This window comes from Exiguobacterium sp. s183 (genome assembly GCF_018617655.1).
In the GTDB taxonomy this organism is placed as follows: domain Bacteria; phylum Bacillota; class Bacilli; order Exiguobacteriales; family Exiguobacteriaceae; genus Exiguobacterium; species Exiguobacterium aestuarii_A.
In genome coordinates, this window is sequence record NZ_JACSKN010000007.1 from 15234 (window position 1) to 31222 (window position 15989).

Below are 15989 nucleotides of genomic sequence, written 5' to 3' on the forward strand. Positions count from 1 at the left end.
AAATGTCAGTGGTCTAATAGTAATTATTCGGAATACAACCGTATCGGCTCAATCCCCATCTCATCGAGCAATGTCCATAGTGGCTCCATTGCTTGTTCCGCATCACGATAGAAATGACGACCCCGAACGCGCCAGAACGTCCAACCGGCTCGTTCGAGCACTTTTTGCCGGAACATGTCTTGTTCGTAAACATCTGGTCCGTGCCAACGCTCCCCATCACATTCGACAGCAAGGCGGTTCGATTCGCCTTCGACGACGAGATCGATACGATACCCGTTCACTTGAACTTGTGGGCGGACGAGATAACCGCGGTTCGTTAAGCGCTTATACACTTCCTCTTCAAATGGAGAGTCGAATAAATGTTGGGCCGCTTCAAACGACTCTTGATCACCGAGTGGATTCTGACAGTAGTTGACAAGTTTATAGCGCATACAGTTCTGATTGCCGATGTCTTGTAGCGTCACAGAGTGGAACAAAATCATCTGATCTCGAGCTCGGCTTGCCGCGACGTTGAAGCGTTGGCTGTCAGTCTCTTTCGTAAGTGCCGTAAAGCGACGGTTCGGTGCAATGACGAGTGATAGCAACATGACGTCACGCTCATCACCCTGGAACGTATAGGCGTCACCGAATCGGACGTTGTGCTCAATCAGCTTATCAATACCAATCAAGTCAGTCGCCATTCGCTCGATTTGGTCCGTCTGGGCTTTCCCAAGGAGCGAAATAACTCCGAACGTTCGCTTCGCGTAGCGTGGATCGTTAATCAACTGTTTCAAATGATTGACGAGCGCTTTCGCTTCCGGGACGTTGAACTTGTCTTTCGTTGTTTCAGCAACGTTCCCATCTTCGACAAAGACGTGCTGGACCGCTGGCGTTAATCGCTCGGCGCGTTGCGGTAGTCGGAGTGGGACAATGCGACCTTCGTACACATGAGCATTACTAAACCCGATGATTTCTGGTACGCAACGGAAGTGTTCACGGAGGCCGACCGTCGCACTGAACTTAACAGAGGCAAGATCGTATAGACTTGATGAACCATCGAATAACGTCATCGTCGTATCGTTACCAAAGTATGTCTTTTTCTTCTCTTGGATCGCGTTTTGGTCTTGGAACGTCGTCGGACTGATTTGGCGGTCATCCCCGACAATGATGGCTTTTCGAGCACGCGACAAAAGCGAGATGGCATCCATCGTGCTTTGTGAGCTCTCGTCGAAGATGATGACGTCGAACAGTTCATCGATTTCTTTGAACGATTCGAGCACGCGGTTCACCGGCATGATCCAAACTGGGATCGCGTCTTGAGCCGCAGCCATTTGACGGGCAGCTTCCCGCTTGTGACGCGCCGCGTGTTTCCCAGTGCCTTTCCCGATTTGGCGAATCAACTTCGCCCAACTGTTCAAGCGTTCTTGTTTCGACGGCGTCATCCGCGTCAATTGTTCTTTCCAAGCATATGTCGCACACAAGTCCGCTGTCGCTCTTCCTTCCTCTTTCTCCAATCGTTTCATTTTCTCTCGATAATCATCATCACTAAGTGCTTCGAGCAGCGTCAAGACACGTGCCACTTTCCAATCGAGTTCGAACGTCTGAAGTTGAAGTGTCGGGGCAGTTCCGTCATAAAATGCATTCAACCAACCCGGAGCAACTTGTTTGATACGCTCTGTCAGTTCTTTTAAGCGTGTCGCCTTCATGTTTTGTTCTTCAAGCAACTTAAGTTCTTTAAGTGAAGTAGTGTAGAGTCCTTCATCCCAAGTCATAACTGCTTGTTTCAAACGGAGTGCAGCTTGATGAGTGTGTGACACTGTGAACAATTGTAATGTCTTCTCTTTTGTTTGTTGAAGTTGCTTTAACTCATCAAGCACAAAAGATTGTTCAAGATCATCTTTGGCTTGGCGTAACCATTTCTCATCGTAACGGAAAGCACGTGCTCCATACACTTGAATGACTGGAACGATGGATTCAATATAATTTGGTAGGATGGAATTCGATTCACGGAATGCTTGTCGTACCATACGATAAGACGTGAACGTCGGTGTTTCGAGTTCAAACTGGTAATGATCACATATATAGCTGAACTGCCTTGTAAGTTTCGTCAAGTTACGTTTGTATTCATCAAGTTGTTTCAACAGCATCAAATCTTCGGATGATTTAGGTACTTTTCCATCAATCTTTACTTCATCAAGAATAAGGGTATATCGCTTTCGTTGCATGAGTTTAAAGAAAAATCCATTCGTCTTCCCTTGATCGAGAAGTGGTCCTAATTCTTCAACAAGTGTCCAAAAGTTTTCCGGTAAAGTAGATGGCATAATTACCTCATGGAGGGTAATTTGACGTTCTATTTCTTCAAGTGAAAGAGCATCAGATTCGAACTGTTTCAAATCTCGCTCACATTGATCATAATCATCTCGGTGACTGACCCAGCGTTGATAGATGTTTCGTACCCATCCTGGCGATTCTTCCACCGTGAGTAGTAACTTTTCAATATGTTGAAGTAATTCTTGACGAGTCGTAATTGGTTTTTTAAATAACCACTCTAGCGAAGCATATTGATCTGCTAAATTTGAATAATGATGATACAGTTTAGCTTTTCGTGCATAAGAATCACTATCTAAAAACTGTTGCGTACTTGGGTACGCATCTGTATCGATACCATTATTAATTTCATTTCGCTCCGCCATGAGTTGATAAAAGTCCGCCAACTCATCTGCCGTCATCGGACAAGTATCCGTCAAAATAGGGACTGGAAGTTGCATCGTGACTTTTTGTTCACTCGTCCATTTAGCCCAATCGGTCGGGGAACGAGTCTCGTCAAGATACGGAATCTCTGTGTGTTCACTGGCAGCTTGTTCAATCATTATTCGGCGTAAACGGGCAATCTCTTCTCGTGTTTCATACAGCTTTTGTTGCTTTTGTTTTCCTTTATTCTCTAACTCTAAAGCAGTCGTGCGATTCAACTCCGAAGCGATTGCTTGAAGGGAACTTTCCGTCTGCTTTGTCGTCTTTGAATCCGACCCGAGGACGGATACCGCGAGTTGACGAATTTGGGCAGGGAGTTTATCGCGCAAGACGTTTAACGCATGTTCTTTTTCACTGGTGACGAGAACGCGTTTTCCGTGAGCAAGCAAATGTGAGATTAAGTTAGAAATCGTGTGACTTTTCCCTGTTCCAGGAGGACCTTGTACAACCACGCCAGCATGATTACTGAGTTGACTTAAAATTCGTTTTTGTTCCTCGTTGTAAGGGAGTGGAAACAGAATTTCTTCCCCGACAGGTTTCCACGCGTCTCGATCGAGCGCATCAAGTGCATGAATTTCTTCATCGCTTGATGTTAAGAATTGCTGTAGTGCAGGTGAGGGAGATAGCCCGTCTTCAATCAACGTGGCCAAGTTCTCATGTTCTTCGACCCACGCATGGGCGGATTTTTTGCGAACGTATAAGCGCATGCCTGGCATCGCGTAGACAGTCGCGACTTCTCCATAAACGTGATCGTCGTGTAACAGTTTCAGTACGCGCTCGGACTGATCCTTTAGTTCTGTCTCAATCCACGGCTTAAAGTCAAAAGTGAGTTCCTCTTTGAAATCGACCTCATATCGGGATAGTTCAGATGACATCCAAACGTGGTCACGGTCGAGCATATCGAGTTCAAGTTTTGTCGGTATGGCTGACGCTTCAATGCGGAACAGACTCTTCTCTTGATCAAATTCAAGTACGGCAGCTCTTGTAAATAGTGGACGCTCGATTTTGTCATTCGGCCAGTGCAGCATTCCGAAGGAGTAGACGAGTTCGTATGTATCGCTCTCGGTCGATAAAAGTTGCATCGTCCGATACATCGTATCGTATAGTTTCCGAGCAGACTCGTGTGCTGTTTTCTTTTGTTCCCAATTTTCAATTGAAGCTAGAAAATCATTGAAGGTCTTATCTAGCTTTTCAGGAAACAATTCCGTACGTTTATATGTTTCGCCATCTTGGAGGACGTATTCATAGAGTTCTCGTGGTAAACTCGGTCGTTTCTCTGCGAATGGCGAGAGAAAATGCACTTCGATAAAGAGTTCTTCATCTTGGGTGACGTGAACGTTTGGATAGGCTAACGCTTCTGGAGATAAAAGAAGTTCATAGCTTTTTGTATCGGTTTCAGTACGGATATCCATCCGTTTAACAGCGGCTAAAAATTTAAATAAGTCAGCTGTTTTTTGTTGAGTTGTTGGATTCATGATGTAGTCCTTCCTTCTTAAAACGATGATGTAGCATTCGTCTCATTCCAAACAAAGGGAATGTTTCCCCTTAATTTAGGAATCAACTAACATTATAACGTCCGTTTTAAAAGAAAGGGAGATAAAAATTATAATGGGTGGTCTGTGTTTCTAACTTCAATTAAAGAATTTACCTCTTTAAAATGAAAACGTAATTTTCGGTCTGGAATATTTGGTAAAATGAGGATATATAAAAATGTGGGGTGCATATTATGAAAGGGATTTTAGAAAATGAACAGCAACGACTTGATAACTTTTGTATGGTGATCGAGTCTCATCTAAATGGGAAGAAAACAGGGGGCAAGCCAGGTCTTGAATCAAGCGACTATGAAATGATTGACATGCGAGGACATTCACGTCAATCGGAGAGCGCGCAGGAACGTCGAAAGTATGAGGATGCCCTGAAAGAACTGTATTCGTTCACATTCGTAATTGAGGGTGAAGGTGAAGAAGAGATTTATCCGGTAGGGAAGTTCGGAGTAGCGCACCCTCGTTCACCTGAGATCCCGCTCATCTTAGATTGGCGGAGTGAGATGGCGATGCGTGCGTCTATGTTTAACGGGGAGGCGATTGAAACGCCAGGTGGTGACATCATCGGGATGACACAGCTCGAGCTTGATCGAAGACAGCGACGTGTCGTTCAGGCAAATCATCGTCGTGCTCCAAAACGGCAACCGAGCTCACTGACAAAGCGATTTACCGAGCAAATCAAATCGACATTTAAAAAGCCGTCGACGGTGCCTGACGTCCCACAAGATAGTTTTATGGAGAAAGAGTTGACGAAGAAGCAAAAAGATCGTTCTATTGATGGATTCATTGCGACGCGGCAAGCCGAACAAAACAACATTATTCAGGCACCCGTGAATACATATATGATTGTCCAAGGGGCGGCGGGAACTGGGAAATCGTTAACGGCGCTACATCGTATGTCTTATTTGCAGTATCAAGATGAACGCCGAAAGATGCTTTATTTAGCTCCGAACGAAGCGACGATTCATCAACTGTTGAAGGATGCGGAGCATTTACAAATTCAATCGGTTTCCACAATGGCATTTGATGATTTTGCGGTTCAATTGAACAAAAAGTTTTTAAATCAGAATGGCCATTTGGAATTACTTCCGCTTTACGAATCGAGCCATTTGATCAAGTGGGTTGATGAGGCACTGGCAGAATGGAACGAGGACATCTGTGAAACACTTTTTAGTTATGAACCGATGGATGAGTTAGTCAACGTACATGAAAAAGCAATTGATATGTGGATATCGGGAAAAGGGACGTTTCACGAAAAGAGATTGAGGATTCTTCAAACGATTCGAAGTGAACTTGAAAAAATCCATATTTTAAATAAAAAGGAATATGAAGTAGAATATTTTGAAACAGCCTCGAATTGGACAAAATACTTGTATGATGAAAAACGTCAAAAGTTAAGTGAATTGATGAAAGAGAATTTTGAAAATCGATTACGATCCGAAAAGAAAAAGCGAGAAGCATTTTTAAACTTTTGGAGTGAGATCTTACGAATTGATGCCGAAACGGTTTGGAAAATGCTAAAAAATCCATTGATGCTTGAACACATGAAAGTAGATGTGGATGAGACCCTATTGAAGGCATGGCATAAATATAAATCTCCGACTAGATTAGATCTCTTCCTCTGGATGTATCTTCACTATGAAACTAATGGGTATCCTGAAAAATGGAGCCATCTCTTTGTTGATGAAGCACAGACGCTTCGTCCGCTCGATTTAATGGTGCTCGAAAAAATCTGTCATGGGATGACGGTATTCGGAGATACGTTACAAAGCTATCAAGCGTTTGACATGGAATCATGGGATTCAATTCAAACTCATGGAAAGTCAAAATGGCGCATCGAGTATTTAACGAAAGCATTCCGAACGACGAAACCTATTATTAATTTTGCTAAAGAAATACTGTATGACTCAGATCACGATACAACATGGATTGATCCATTTAACCGAGATGGGCAACCTATCGAATTTCTAGTGACAAAGAAAAGTAGAGAAATAAAAGACGTACTAGCTCGTTGGCGAAAACAACAATTTACGATTTGTATAATCACACCAACATTAGAACGTGCACAGTTCTTACACGCAAAACTTAATTTACGTACTCAACTCATTGTATCTGATACTACTAAAGTTGGAGAAGAAATTGTTATTTCTACAGTAGACTACTTGCGCGGAATGGAATTTGATGCAGTGCTTTTAATGGATGTCGATCAAGAAAACTATCCTGAATTTCCACAGGAAGCGCGGCGATTATATGTCTCATTGACACGAGCCTTACATGAAGTAGTTGTTCATACGACAGAAGACTACTCATTGCTATTCCGCAGCATACAATTCAGAAAATAGAAAATCGAATTACATGATATGAAAAAACAAAGTGTGAGTAGTTTTTGACAAAATCAAGCGTAGTAAAATCTTATGTCGTTGAAAAGCGAAGATAGAAAATATAAGATGTAAGACCCCATCAATAAACCAATTACTATCCCACTTCAGCTTTACATGTGTTTCAATGCGTTTTACGTTTCAGTTTATAAATCAAATAATATTTGTTTCTACAGAAAATCTGGACATAAATGGGGAATATATATAAAGGAAAATTATTGAGGAGGGAGAGTTATTATGTATTCCCGGGAGATTCGTCACGATGGGTTGAATAAGTTTAGGGTAATTCGAGGGAAATCATTGTATGAGGTCGATCAAAAAGCTGAAATGCAATTGCGTGTTTGGGAAGATCAATGGAATCGCGTGGTAAAAAGGCACGAAGAAGCACAGCTGAAATCTAACAAAAGAGCTACTGCTCAACAATTAAGTGATCAATTAAAAAAAGAAAGACAACTAGCGGAAGAGTATTTAATACTTACGATTAAAAGAAACAAGACTGTAGACTTAAGAAGGGATTTACAACGCCGTACATTTGATGCTGAAGAACCGATTGCACCAGAATTAGAATCGATTCGACAAATGCCGGATCCGAAGGCGAAAGTGTATCAACCAATTTATAATATTATTGAGCAAATACTTCCGTTTTTAGCTACTAATAAAAAAGAAGAGGCTAAAAAAAGATATGACAGAGAGCATCGTATTTGGATGAATGAAAAAGAGGAAATTGAATCAAGAAACGAAGGGAAATGGAATGAGTATCAATCAAATTATTTGAAATGGAAAAATGATAAGGAATCTTTTGAGAAAAATGAAAAAGAACGATTAGAATTTCTAGAATCGGTATTCGATAATTATCGAACACAGAAAGAGGGTTCGATTGAAGGCTATTTTGACTATTTGTTAAACCGATTTACCTTATTAGATTACATTCCTATACAACGAAATATGAAATATCTGATAGATACGAAGACGCTTTATATTGAACAGTATCTTCCTTCAATTGAGGAATTACCGAGTACAAAAGAGATTAAATATGTAGTTGAAGGTGATGAATTTGTCGAGATTCCATTATCAAACAAATTCCTAAATGAATTTTACGATCGTCTCATTTATTCGTTAATACTAAGTTATCTACACCTTATTTTTTCAAATGACAAGCGGAATAAAATTGATTCAATCGCTTTTAATGGCTATGTAGATACGATTAACAAAGGAACTGGAAATTCGGAAACTCCATGTATCGCTTCGATTTTCGTTTCACGAGAAGAGTTTGAGAGTATTAATTTAGAATTTGTTAATCCTAAGACGTGTTTTAAACAATTGAAAGGAGTTGGAAGTAGTAAATTACACACTTTAACCTCTGTACCACCTGTCATCAAAATGGACTGGGATGATGATCGAATTATTGATGGAAAAGAAACACTAAGTCAAATGGATGACACCACAAATTTGGCAGCAATGGATTGGCAAGATTTTGAGCACTTAATTCGCGAAGTATTTGAAAGAGAATTCAGTAAAAACGGTGGAGAAGTAAAGATTACTCAAGCTAGTCGTGATGGTGGAGTTGATGCCATTGCTTTTGATCCTGATCCTTTGAGAGGTGGGAAAATTGTCATTCAAGCAAAAAGATATACGAATACAGTGGGAGTAGCTGCAGTTCGCGATTTATATGGAACCGTTATGAATGAAGGAGCAATCAAAGGGATTTTAGTTTCCACTGCTGATTACGGACCTGACGCTTACAACTTTGCAAAAGACAAACCTCTGACGTTACTAAATGGAAGTAATCTCTTATATCTGTTAGAAAATCATGGGCATAAAGCTGTGATTGATTTAAAAGCAGCTAAAGAAGGTCGTCGTTTGAATGAATAGCGACGACAAACAGGACTACGCATCGTAGCCCTGTTTTTATATGGACGTAACACTCAATCCGTCTGTTTCCGGTTATACATCACAACGCTACCGACGAATGCAGCAAGCGCCCAAGCAGTTAGCAACCCAAGCTCTAGCCCGACGGTACCGAAGTTCGCACCGTCTTCCACTTGATGAGCCACATCAATCAAGAGCACGTTCGGTAAATACTCAAGCAATCCGATGATGGCGAAACGGTCTTGTAGTGGCAATAACATCGGTGAAAACGAGAAGAAAAAGAACGGTAACATGACAATCAATGAAGCTTCCATGACTGTCTTCGTCATCAAGCCGAACATCGTTCCGATCCCGATATAAAAGAATGTCGAGACGATGAGCGCGAGGGCGATCACAGCCAGATTTTGCGGGGCATAATCCATCAAAAATGACGAGGCTACGATGAGGATCATCGTCGTCACGAACGTGAGGGCACTCTTTCCGAGCAAGATGTCGAGCGTGCTCGCCGGGGACAACATGAGCCCGCGAAGCGTGTTCTTCTCTTTCTCTTCGGCGATCAACGCACATTGTACGAAGATGGCCACGAGGCTAAACGTGATGTTGATGACGAAGTACGTGATATCGACGCCGCCGTCACCGATTCGTGAATAGAAGACGGCGAAGAAGAGCGGCATGATCAAGGTCGACGAGACGAACAAGTTTCGAGACAAGTCCTTGTAGTCTTTCTGGAAAATAGCGAGTGCACGTTTCATTGAAAAAGTCATGATAATTTCCTCCCTGTCACTTCGATAAAGATATCGCCGAGTGTCGGCTCGTTGGAATGGATCGATGCGATATTTTTAGCACGCATCTGTTTATGGAGCCAGTCCGCGCCTTCGTCGGTTTGTGTCACTTCATGCGTCTGACCGTTGTTCAATTCAACTCGCATCGATCCTGTCGCATATTTCCTGCGCAATACGTTCGGAGCATCGAGCAGTTGAATCGACCCTTGATGTAAGAAAGCGACACGGTCACACAGTTCTTCGGCTTCTTGCATGTCGTGGGTCGTTAAAAAGATGGTCGTTCCGTTTGCCTTCAACCGTTCAATCCCTTTATAGATATGTCGAGAGTTGACCGGGTCAAGAGCCGAGGTCGGTTCATCTAGAAACAGGAGCTCTGGCTCATGAAGAAGAGCGCGTGCGAGCGTCACCCGTTGCAACATCCCTCTAGAGAGTTTGTCGATGCGCTTTTTCCGTTCCCCGCTAAGATTGACCATGTTCAATACCTCATCGATCCGAGTCTTTGGTTCATCATAGAGGTCACAATATAAGCTCAAGTTCTCTTCTATAGAAAGTCGTGTATAGAGACCGCTATTGTCCGTCAACACGCCGATGCGTTTACGGTACTGTTCTTGTTTCAAGTCGGCAACCGGCACACCGAAGACAGTAGCATCCCCAGCTGTCTGTGCGAGTTGTGACGTCAAAATTTTAATCGTCGTCGTCTTTCCTGAACCACTCGGTCCCAAGAAGCCGAACACTTCTCCTTTTCCAACTGTAAACGTCACATCATGTAACGCTTCCTCGTTTCCGAACAATTTCTTCAACCCGTTCACTTGAATGATTGGTTCCATTCCCGTTCCTCCTTGTCGATGTCATCTTGCTTGCCTCTATCGTATAAGGAATGGGGAAAGACCGCACTCGAATGGCGATAAATGGCGCTTATCAGGAGTTGAATGAAGCGAATAGAACTGTGAATGGAGACTATTTGAGCCCCATCATCGTCTTCAATTCTGCCATTTTTGTCTTAGATAACGGAATTGTTGTCTTCTCTGAATCATCCAAGACGAGACTGAAGCTGTTTTTCGTATAGGTGATGACTTCGCGCACACGTTGTAAGTTCACGAGATAGGACCGATGGCAGCGGAAGAAACCGTACGGAGTCAAACGCGTCTCGAGCTCGTTCATCGTGAAGACGCTCGGGAACTGATCCGATTGACTATGTAAAATCGACTGTCCGTCCTGACTTTCGATGAAGTCGATTTCAGGAGGATCGAGTAAAATGATTTTTTCATTCACTTTCGTCGGGATTTTCTCGAAACGGACATGGATGACCTCAGATGAGATGTCTGTCTCATCCGTTTCTTCTGGTTCCACGTCTAACAGGCGCAAGTGACGATGGTCGATCCGATAAACGGTCGATGTCATGAAGAGCGCACTCTCTATGTTGCTCGTCAACACGAGGACGGCTTTTTGTCTCGACGTCAATGTCTGTAACGCATCGCGTAAAAGGTGGCGTGTCTCTTGGTCCACGTCTTGGTCCGGTTCTTCAAACACATACAGGTCACGGTCCTGGAGAAGCATCGCAGCATACTGCGTGCGTCTGACAAGAGAGCGACTGAGACGATGGAGGCGCTTCTTTCGATATGTGGTGAGTTGGAGACGCTCAATGACCGATTCGACTGAGTCGGATGAGTCATAAAGACGCTTAGTGAAGCGTAAATATTCTTCAACGGTGAGTCTGTCGTATAAGCCGTCCCGGACGGAGAAGAGAGAAAATGTTGAAGCATGGTCGATGTTCCCGGTGTATGTCGAGATCTCCTGACTGATGAGACCGAAGATGATTTCCCGAGAAATGACGCCACAATGAATGGCGACCAACTCACCAGGTTGGATCGTAAAAGAAATGTTTTCGAGAATGAGTGTGTCTTGTTGACGAACCGAGACGCTTTGGAAAGTAAGCACCGAATCCCTCCTTTTTAGTTGGAGTATAACATTTTACAGAGAAGGGCTTAAGAGGAAGATGATTACATATGAAAGTTACATCTTTTGGTAAAATGAGATGTATGTCGAATTAGTAAAGGGGAGTGACTCTATTCAATGGATAAGCAATTCGAAGAGATGCAAACACGCATGTTCGAGTTAGAATCTCAAGTTGAGATGCTTCAATCCCTTCTACTTCGAGTGATTGAGCAAGATTCAATACTACATGATCAGTTAAAAACTGAATTAGAATACGTCTTACTAAAGCATGATTTACCAGTCGGAAAGAGACATGACGTTTCATTTTTTCTGATTCGTCTCGAAAAGGCGTATAAGTTTGAAAACAAAATACCAACATTGATTTCATTTCATGAAGAATTGAAACAAGTACTTGAATTAGAAGACTTATCGGAAGAGGTTTCCGTTCGACTGATTCAAGAGTATGTAAGACGTGGAGTTTTTACTGTGGGTAACATGATTGAATATAAATAGTGAGGAAGTGTATGTATGAACGAAGTACAACGATTAATGGACGAGGTCATTAAATTCCGAGATGAGCGCGATTGGGCGTTTCACCATAACCCGAAAGACTTGGCACTTTCCTTGTCGCTCGAGGCGAGTGAGTTACTTGAAGTATTTCAGTGGATCTCGAGTGAAGAAGCGCTTGAGACGAAAAAGACGGAGATGGAAGAGGAGCTTGCCGACGTGTTGATCTATGCGCTGACGTTCGCGCATGCTGCTAACATCAATGTGTCGAAAGCGATTGAAGACAAGCTCGTGAAAAACTCAGTGAAGTATCCGGTTTTGAGTGCAGAAGATTCACGGTGAAATCCAATCATCGATTGTTATTCGTCATGTATCTTGGAGCAGGCATATTGAGTTTGGCTCTCTTTCTTGCGATTCCTTTGTTCTACATAGAACGTTCGAACTGGATGAACGTCATGTTTCCGCTACTAACAATCATTTGGTTTGCGAATGCGTTTGTGCATTGGAGAGGGATTAAGCAGAATAAAGCTTAATAAAATCGATTGTAGCCATAGAAAATCAATTGAGTGAAAAGGAGATAACGATGTCACACGAGGAACGTCTAGATCAGTTAAGTCGAAGCCATGTTCATGCCATTCATTTGAGTTTCATTTTTTCCGTGATTTTTATTATGAGTGGATTGCTGGTTTGGTGGTTAGGGTGGCTCACCGTTGCCCAAGCATTGTTTGGAAGTATATTGCTCGCTCCACTCCTTTTGATGCTTCCGATGTGGAAACGCACACAGACGTTGCTACGTTTCAATGAGGACGTTGCATATCGTCATACCGTGTGGCTTGAGTTGATTTGCGCGCTGATTGTCGTGCTTTTAAATATGGGGATTGCGATTGCAATCATTGTTACCGAAATATATAGCTTCACGATTATTTCGTTCTTATTGATGTTCGTTGTGTCGATGATATCCAGACATGTTGATCAGCGGATGAAGCAACATGACCCGGAACATGTGACCTATTTAGATATGGCTCAATATAAGACAAAACGCAGTTGACCTGAGTCAGCTGCGTTTTGTGTTCGAGTCCAATTGTTGTTCAATTCGATCGAGACGTTCAATTAACACTCGAAACTGTTCAGTGTTTTGACGCTCCAATTCAAGTTTTTCTGCTGCGCGTTTTTCAAATCGATTAACCACTTTGACAAGCCATACAATTCCGAAGACAATGGCGATGATGGGTAAGAAAAACGCAAGACTTGCAAATAATGAACTGATGATAATATTCACGAGAACTTCCTCCTTTACCTGTACACTCCATTATACTTCCAAATACATCCATCGTAACAGGGTCGACAGTAGCATTTTATATCAAACATTCGGTAGGCTAAGCATATAGAAAAGAGGTCTTGATCAGAATGAATTCAACAAATCGACAGCGTACTTTGAAGTGTCCGACTCGACTTGGAACAGACGAGGCAGGTTACGTCATCAACCAAACGTCCATCAAACATATTCAGCCTGAGTTTAAAGCAGTCCTCTTCAAATCAATTGAATTGGTGAAAGAAGCATTCGGAGAACGGCTACATAGCATATACCTATATGGAAGCATCGGTCGCGGGACGGCTGTTGCTGGTGAATCTGATTTAGATTTGACGGTGCTCGTACACGAGGACGTTGATGCGACAGAATTAATTAAACAGACTGAGCTATTGCTAACGGAACATCCGGAAATCATTAAAATCGACTATGATATCGGGCGCATCGATGTGGCACTGGATCCATCGAATCGTTTTGAATGGGGATTTTGGCTCCGCCACCTTTGCACATGTGTTGACGGGGAAGATATCTCGAGACGATTTCCACTCATGAAGCCTGATGCTCGTGTGAGCATGGCACTGAATCAGGATTTAGTTTCCTCGATTGAAACGACGAAGGCCAAATTACTTCATGGAGAGATGTCACATATCGAGAAGCGCTCCATCGTAAAGCGAGTCATTCGAGGTTGGTATTTGACGATTAACGTGAAGGATGAGAGTTTCGCAACGACTGTAGAAGCGTGCTTATTGATTCTAAAACTCTATTTCCCGGGAGATCAGCGTGTAGAGCAAGGGGAAACGTTGTTAAGGCAAGGCGACATTACAAATCAACAGCTTCTAGACTATTTGAATGAAATAGATTGGATGTGAGTACGATGAAACAACAAATCGCCATCATCGGAGCTGGTGTCAGCGGGCTTTATGCCGCGCCCCAACTTCAACAAAAAGGATATGACGTTACGGTCTTTGAAGTACGTGACCGAGTCGGAGGACGCATCTTCACGAAGGATGGCTATGACCTCGGACCGACATGGTATTGGCCGGATACGGAGAGGACCATCTCGGAACTCGTGGATACACTCGGACTCGAGTCATTCCTTCAACATACGACAGGACAAATGGTGCTCGAACGCCAGACGACGACTGCGCCGGAACGCCATATGTTGCCGGAGGAAAGCATCGTCCGATCGAAACGTTTAGTCGGTGGGATGACGAGTTTAGTGGAAGCATTATACGCAAAGTTACCCGAGGACATCGTTCGGATTGGGCATCGCCTCACATCCATCGACCGACAGTCAGACCGAGTCCGATTGACGTTCCAAAATGGTGCGGTGCATCACACGGATGACGTGATTCTCGCACTTCCTCCACGCCTTGTCGCCAATCTGACAATCGAGCCTGAATTATCAGCATCGACACGGAATGCGCTCAAGACGACTCCGACGTGGATGGCATCCCAGGCGAAGGCGCTGATCGTATACGAGACACCGTTCTGGAGAGAAGATGGTCTGTCTGGCTTTGGGATGAGCTGGGTCGGTCCGCTCCAAGAGATTCATGACGCCTCGCCGATAGATGGTAAAGGTGCGCTATTCGGATTCTTCCGTCTGTCACCGGGAGACCGAGAAGCGCTAGGGGAAGGACAAGTGAAGACGCGCGTCATTGAGCAACTAGAGAAGTTATATGGTCCGAAAGCGAATGGTTTTCTGGCTTTTCATTACATGGACTGGTCGACAGAATCAGAGACGACGACACCTGATGACCTCATGCCGCTCACAGCATTCCCGGCTTACGGTCCGATCGAACTCGGGGACCATCTCCATCTGATCGGTTCAGAAACGGATGCGCAGTTCGGGGGACATATCGAAGGGGCATTACGGTCTGTCAAGGTGATGCTCCAGAAGTTTTGAAGCGAATCGAAAGTAAAGGAAGGAGGGTTGATCCTTCCTTTTTAATTTGTAAAATAACGGAACTTTTCTCATGCGCATCCCGTATAGTGAAATAAGAGGTGAATGAGATGAACAAGCAAGAACGACTACATATAATCAAACAATCAAATCGAAAGCGGCTCCTGCAACGCTTACTCTTAGCGCTTCCGGCAGGTCTTGCAGTTTACTTCCTCATGCGAACGGACGGGAACATTTGGATTGGGTTCACAATCATCGGTGGGGTGTTACTTGCGACGCGTTACTTCTTTTCGAATGAAGCAGAGGCAATCAGTCAATTGTCGGAGCAAGAACAGGTGAAACGTGTCGTGACACTGCAGTATCATCTGGACTTCCTCTTTATCGCATTGCTCGGACTGGTGAATCCGTTGGCCATTCGAATCATAGAGTGGTCTTGGATCCCTGCGGTCCTCATCGGTGGAGCATTGCTTTATATCTTATGGGCTCAAGAGAAGTTCGATCAACAAATCCGCTGGCTCGACCCGGAACAACCGACACGTCGCGAGATTCGACGATTCTGAAAGGGTGAATGGGATGAATAAACAAGAACGAATCAATACGATTTATCGTTATCAACAGCGTTGGCTCCTGCTGCGCTCAATCTTAGCAATTTTGACGGGAGCACTTGTCGTTCTCACGCTTCAGTCTAACGGAGAACCGATGTTCACCATCCCGTTAGCGTTCACACTCACGATTATGCTTTACGTCATCGGACGAGAACGTCGCTTCGTCAGAAAGTTGACCAGTGTGGAACAAGCCAAGCGCATCATCGACTGGCAGTATGTATCGGAAATGGGGCTCCTCGTCCTATTAGCCATCCTCTTTCCGTTAATCGTTCTGATCGGTTGGCCGGGATGGTCGCTCTTTGTTGTCTTCTTAAGTGGAGTCATCTTATTACACTTCGTACAAAAGATGCTCGACAGACAGATTTCCGAGTACGACGCGGAACAACCGATGCGCCGCGAAATCAAACTCGACTTCGTGAAAGATTGA

General features: G+C 43.7%; 15 protein-coding genes. 10 read left to right on the plus strand and 5 right to left on the minus strand.

What is annotated here, in order from left to right; translation table 11 throughout:
- Positions 1-23: 23 nt before the first annotated feature.
- Positions 24-4205, minus strand: coding sequence for an AAA domain-containing protein (locus KNP62_RS14045; RefSeq protein ID WP_214786069.1), 4182 nt, complete (start codon positions 4203-4205; stop codon positions 24-26).
- Between the two features lie 251 nt (positions 4206-4456).
- Here KNP62_RS14045 and KNP62_RS14050 point away from each other — a divergent pair, with 251 nt between their 5' ends.
- Positions 4457-6616 (plus strand): UvrD-helicase domain-containing protein, encoded by a 2160-nt coding sequence (locus tag KNP62_RS14050; RefSeq protein WP_214786071.1) that lies wholly within the window; start codon positions 4457-4459, stop codon positions 6614-6616.
- Positions 6617-6889: 273 nt separating this feature from the next.
- Positions 6890-8524 carry a restriction endonuclease gene (locus KNP62_RS14055; RefSeq protein ID WP_214786073.1) on the plus strand — a complete coding sequence of 545 codons (1635 nt, stop codon included), beginning with the start codon at positions 6890-6892 and terminating at the stop codon, positions 8522-8524.
- Between the two features lie 53 nt (positions 8525-8577).
- On the opposite strand, the gene KNP62_RS14060 is transcribed toward KNP62_RS14055, so the two are convergent.
- The 3 genes from KNP62_RS14060 to KNP62_RS15760 form a co-directional block, all read right to left on the minus strand.
- Positions 8578-9285 carry an ABC transporter permease gene (locus KNP62_RS14060; RefSeq protein WP_074034793.1) on the minus strand — a complete coding sequence of 236 codons (708 nt, stop codon included), beginning with the start codon at positions 9283-9285 and terminating at the stop codon, positions 8578-8580.
- Entirely contained in the window at positions 9282-10130 is an 849-nt protein-coding gene (locus tag KNP62_RS14065; RefSeq protein WP_074034792.1) for an ABC transporter ATP-binding protein, read from the minus strand. The genes KNP62_RS14060 and KNP62_RS14065 overlap by 4 nt, the downstream gene beginning before the upstream one ends.
- A gap of 130 nt (positions 10131-10260) precedes the next feature.
- The gene (locus KNP62_RS15760; protein WP_214786075.1) at positions 10261-11241 is read right to left on the minus strand and encodes a LytTR family transcriptional regulator DNA-binding domain-containing protein; all 981 of its coding nucleotides are present in this window, start codon (positions 11239-11241) and stop codon (positions 10261-10263) included.
- 135 nt (positions 11242-11376) lie between these two features.
- Here KNP62_RS15760 and KNP62_RS14075 point away from each other — a divergent pair, with 135 nt between their 5' ends.
- Genes KNP62_RS14075 through KNP62_RS14090 form a run of 4 tightly spaced genes read left to right on the plus strand, consistent with a single transcriptional unit; the run spans position 11377 to position 12793 of the window.
- The gene (locus tag KNP62_RS14075) at positions 11377-11751 is read left to right on the plus strand and encodes a hypothetical protein (protein WP_214786077.1); all 375 of its coding nucleotides are present in this window, start codon (positions 11377-11379) and stop codon (positions 11749-11751) included.
- 15 nt (positions 11752-11766) lie between these two features.
- On the plus strand, positions 11767-12087 hold the full coding sequence (locus tag KNP62_RS14080; RefSeq protein ID WP_214685677.1) for a nucleotide pyrophosphohydrolase: 321 nt from the start codon (positions 11767-11769) through the stop codon (positions 12085-12087).
- Positions 12084-12278 (plus strand): hypothetical protein, encoded by a 195-nt coding sequence (locus KNP62_RS14085; RefSeq protein ID WP_214786079.1) that lies wholly within the window; start codon positions 12084-12086, stop codon positions 12276-12278. Before KNP62_RS14080 ends, KNP62_RS14085 begins: the two co-directional genes overlap by 4 nt.
- A 50-nt stretch (positions 12279-12328) precedes the next feature.
- Positions 12329-12793, plus strand: a complete 465-nt coding sequence (locus KNP62_RS14090) for a hypothetical protein (RefSeq protein ID WP_214786081.1) — start codon at positions 12329-12331, stop codon at positions 12791-12793.
- A gap of 6 nt (positions 12794-12799) precedes the next feature.
- Here the strand turns inward: KNP62_RS14090 and KNP62_RS14095 are convergent, their stop codons facing one another.
- Entirely contained in the window at positions 12800-13024 is a 225-nt protein-coding gene (locus tag KNP62_RS14095; RefSeq protein ID WP_074032549.1) for a hypothetical protein, read from the minus strand.
- 128 nt (positions 13025-13152) lie between these two features.
- Between KNP62_RS14095 and KNP62_RS14100 the strand changes: the two genes are divergently transcribed.
- From KNP62_RS14100 to KNP62_RS14115, 4 genes are all read left to right on the plus strand, one after another.
- The gene (locus KNP62_RS14100; RefSeq protein WP_251125735.1) at positions 13153-13923 is read left to right on the plus strand and encodes a nucleotidyltransferase domain-containing protein; all 771 of its coding nucleotides are present in this window, start codon (positions 13153-13155) and stop codon (positions 13921-13923) included.
- Positions 13924-13928: 5 nt separating this feature from the next.
- Positions 13929-14960 (plus strand): flavin monoamine oxidase family protein, encoded by a 1032-nt coding sequence (locus KNP62_RS14105; protein ID WP_214786083.1) that lies wholly within the window; start codon positions 13929-13931, stop codon positions 14958-14960.
- A gap of 107 nt (positions 14961-15067) precedes the next feature.
- Positions 15068-15517, plus strand: a complete 450-nt coding sequence (locus KNP62_RS14110; RefSeq protein WP_214786085.1) for a hypothetical protein — start codon at positions 15068-15070, stop codon at positions 15515-15517.
- A gap of 13 nt (positions 15518-15530) precedes the next feature.
- Positions 15531-15989, plus strand: a complete 459-nt coding sequence (locus KNP62_RS14115) for a hypothetical protein (RefSeq protein ID WP_214786086.1) — start codon at positions 15531-15533, stop codon at positions 15987-15989.

Coding starts and splice junctions, on each gene's coding strand:
- KNP62_RS14045 (WP_214786069.1), bottom strand. CDS start 4,205: ATGAATCCAACAACTCAACAAAAAACAGCTGACTTATTTAAATTTTTA.
- KNP62_RS14050 (WP_214786071.1), top strand. CDS start 4,457: ATGAAAGGGATTTTAGAAAATGAACAGCAACGACTTGATAACTTTTGT.
- KNP62_RS14055 (WP_214786073.1), top strand. CDS start 6,890: ATGTATTCCCGGGAGATTCGTCACGATGGGTTGAATAAGTTTAGGGTA.
- KNP62_RS14060 (WP_074034793.1), bottom strand. CDS start 9,285: ATGACTTTTTCAATGAAACGTGCACTCGCTATTTTCCAGAAAGACTAC.
- KNP62_RS14065 (WP_074034792.1), bottom strand. CDS start 10,130: ATGGAACCAATCATTCAAGTGAACGGGTTGAAGAAATTGTTCGGAAAC.
- KNP62_RS14075 (WP_214786077.1), top strand. CDS start 11,377: ATGGATAAGCAATTCGAAGAGATGCAAACACGCATGTTCGAGTTAGAA.
- KNP62_RS14080 (WP_214685677.1), top strand. CDS start 11,767: ATGAACGAAGTACAACGATTAATGGACGAGGTCATTAAATTCCGAGAT.
- KNP62_RS14090 (WP_214786081.1), top strand. CDS start 12,329: ATGTCACACGAGGAACGTCTAGATCAGTTAAGTCGAAGCCATGTTCAT.
- KNP62_RS14100 (WP_251125735.1), top strand. CDS start 13,153: ATGAATTCAACAAATCGACAGCGTACTTTGAAGTGTCCGACTCGACTT.
- KNP62_RS14105 (WP_214786083.1), top strand. CDS start 13,929: ATGAAACAACAAATCGCCATCATCGGAGCTGGTGTCAGCGGGCTTTAT.
- KNP62_RS14110 (WP_214786085.1), top strand. CDS start 15,068: ATGAACAAGCAAGAACGACTACATATAATCAAACAATCAAATCGAAAG.
- KNP62_RS14115 (WP_214786086.1), top strand. CDS start 15,531: ATGAATAAACAAGAACGAATCAATACGATTTATCGTTATCAACAGCGT.